The 2,732-nt window shown below is 76.6% G+C and carries 2 protein-coding genes; one reads left to right on the top strand and one right to left on the bottom strand.

Annotated features, from left to right (window positions below):
* Positions 1-484 precede the first annotated feature (484 nt).
* Complete coding sequence (locus GPJ59_RS35325) at positions 485-1,153, bottom strand: helix-turn-helix transcriptional regulator (protein ID WP_219672185.1); 669 nt, start codon at positions 1,151-1,153, stop codon at positions 485-487.
* 183 nt (positions 1,154-1,336) lie between these two features.
* Here GPJ59_RS35325 and GPJ59_RS35320 point away from each other — a divergent pair, with 183 nt between their 5' ends.
* Positions 1,337-2,632: a COG1470 family protein gene (locus GPJ59_RS35320; protein WP_219672184.1), complete on the top strand. Its 1,296-nt coding sequence runs from the start codon at positions 1,337-1,339 to the stop codon at positions 2,630-2,632.
* Positions 2,633-2,732: the final 100 nt, after the last annotated feature.

Below are 2,732 nucleotides of genomic sequence, written 5' to 3'. Positions count from 1 at the left end.
GCCAGGGGTGCGGCCGGGGCGCGCGCGGGCGCCACCGGGGGGACGGCGCCCAGCAGTCCCAGGGCCAGCAGCAGCGCCGTGGCCCGGCCGTAGCCGAACCCGCCTCGCCGGCCGTCCCGTAGGCCGTCCCGTAGGCCGTCCCGTCGGCCGTCCCGCAGGCTGCCTCGTCGGCCGGTTCGCCGCCCAGGTCCTCTCAGCCCAGCTCCTCGCACGCGCGTCCCCCGGACGGTTCCCCCGCGCGCCCCCGGGGGCGGGCCGACGGCATCCGGATAGCCCCTCCTCGGTCCAACCGTGGCGCGCCCGGTGCCCGGCCCGTAGCCGGGGTCGGGGCATCGTTGCGGGTAACTCCACCTGCCCGAAGGGGCAGCCGGGGGCCGGCGGCGGTCCGGTCGGACGAAGCCGTGCGGGTCGGACGGAGCCGCGCGGGTCGGACGAAGCCGTGCGGGCCGGACGAAGCCGCGCGGGTCGGGTAAGGACCTGCCGCTCAGATGAAGCCCTGCCGCATCGCGTACGCCACCGCGTGGGAGCGGTTGCGCAGCTGGAGCCGGGTGGTGACGTCGTGGAGGATGTTCTTGACCGTGCGCTCCGAGAAGGCCAGCGCGCGGGCGATCTCCGCCGTGTCGCTGCCCTCCGCGACCAGCCGCAGCACGTCCACCTCGCGCGGCGCGAGCCCGGTGAAGGCCAGTCCGCGCGGGTCGAGCACCTGCCGCTGGAGCCGCCCCACCTGGTCCAGCAGCCGTCCCAGCAGGTCGGCCGGGACGCTGCCCTCGCCGCGCGCGGCTGCCGTGATGACCTGCACCAGCCGTTCGCCGGACGCCTCGCTGCGGCGTACGACGCCGACGACGCCGCATTCCACGGCGGCCACCAGCCCCGCGTCGTCGATCTCCGTCACCACGAGCACGATCCGGGCCTCCCCGGCGCCGCCGTCCGCCGCCCCGCGCTGGGCGCGGCGCAGCGTCTGCGTCTCCCGCTCCCCGACCCGGTCGGCGGACACCACCGCCACGTACGGCGTACCGCACGGCTCGTCGTCGTCCAGCAGCCGTACCTCGGGGCAGCTGCGCAGCTGCCCGGCCAGGCCGGCCCGGGACACCGGGTCCTGCGCGGTCAGCCGCACCGGAATCCGCTCGGCCCCGCTCTCCCCTTGGTAGCGCATCGCCCACCCCCTGCTCGACGCCCCCGCACGTCACGCGAGAGCCCCACCTCCAGCGTCAGCGCCCAGTGAACACCCGGGCAGTCAGCAGGCACTCCACGCGGACTCAACGGGCAACGCAGCGTGCCCCGGGATGTGTCCGTACGGGTGCGGCACGGCTGTCGGTGCCCTCCCTACCGTCCCCTCATGACCACTTCCGCACATCTGGACGCCGCCCCCGTCGCCGTCATGCCGGGGGACGAGGTCCGGATCCCGCTGGAGCTGCGCAACAGCGGCAACGTCGTGGAGCACTACGCCTTCGAGGTGGTGGGACCGGCCGCGGCGTGGACAGTGGTCGAGCCGGCGACGCTGTCGCTGTTCACGGACACGGCGGGCACGGTGGAGGTGGTGGTCCGCCCGCCGCGCGACTCCTCCGTGCGGCCCGGCGAACTCCCCTACGCCGTACGGGTGCTGCCGCAGGAGCAGCCGGAGCACGCGACGGTACCCGAGGGCGTCCTCGCCGTCGGCGCCTACGCCGACTTCTCCGCCGAGCTGACGCCCCGGTTGAGCGAGGGCCGGACCGGCGCGCGGTTCCGGGTGGCCCTGGACAACCGGGGCAACTACCCGCTGACCGTGCACCTTTCGGCGAAGGACCACGCGGACGCGCTGCGCTTCGGGCTGCCGGACGCGCCGACGGTGGTGGCGCCGGGGCAGGCCGCGTTCGTCCGGGTTCCCGCGCGGCCGCGGCGCTGGATGTGGCGCGGGACGCCCGCCCCGCACCCGTTCCAGGTGACGGCGGCGCCGGCCGAGGAGGTGGCGCCGGTCGTCATGGACGGCACGCTGGTGCACCGGCCGATCCTGTCGGCGGGGGCGCTGCGGGCACTGCTGGCGGTGGTGGCGCTGCTGGCGGTGCTGGCCGCGATCTGGTTCGCGGTGCTCCGGCCGGCGGTGCGCAGCGCCGCCAAGGAGGCGGTCAAGGGCCCGGTGCAGGCGGCGGAGTCGAAGGCGGCGGAGGCCAAGGACACGGCGGACCGGGCGGCGGAGGCCGCCTCGGCGGGCACCGGGTCGGGTACCTCGTCGGGGCCGGGCGGCGGCAAGCCGGGGCCGTCCGGCTCGCCCAGCCCGGGCACGGGCCCGGCGCCGCAGCCGCAGGCGAACCTGTTCTCGTACCGGCTGACGGCGGAGGCCGCGCCGGGTGCCTCGAAGCAGGCGACGTTCGCCGTCCCGGAGGGCAAGGTGCTGCGCCTGACCGACCTGGTGCTGGAGAACCCGCAGGGCGACACGGGCACGGTGACCTTCTCGGTCGGCGGCAAGCCGCTGCTGGCTCCGGCCCTGGAGAACTTCCGTGAGCAGGACTTCCACTGGGCGTCGGCCCTGCTCGCCGGCTCCAAGCAGGAGGTCACGATCACCCTGTCCTGCCGCTCGGCCGGCCGCCCGCCGGGCGCACCGTCCAGCCCGTCGAACTGCTCGGCCTCGGCCCTGCTGAGCGGCACGCTGGAGTAACGCCCACCGACCCACCGACCTGCCGCCCGGCCGGAGCCCGCGGGCCGCCGGGCCGCCGGGTCGCCGGGTCGCCGGGTCGCCGGGTCGCCGGGTCGCCGGG

This window comes from Streptomyces bambusae, from assembly GCF_019400985.1.
Lineage (GTDB): Bacteria > Actinomycetota > Actinomycetes > Streptomycetales > Streptomycetaceae > Streptomyces > Streptomyces bambusae_A.
The sequence above is the reverse complement of the archived record's forward strand: the minus strand, read 5'-3'. Positions and strand labels throughout refer to the sequence as shown.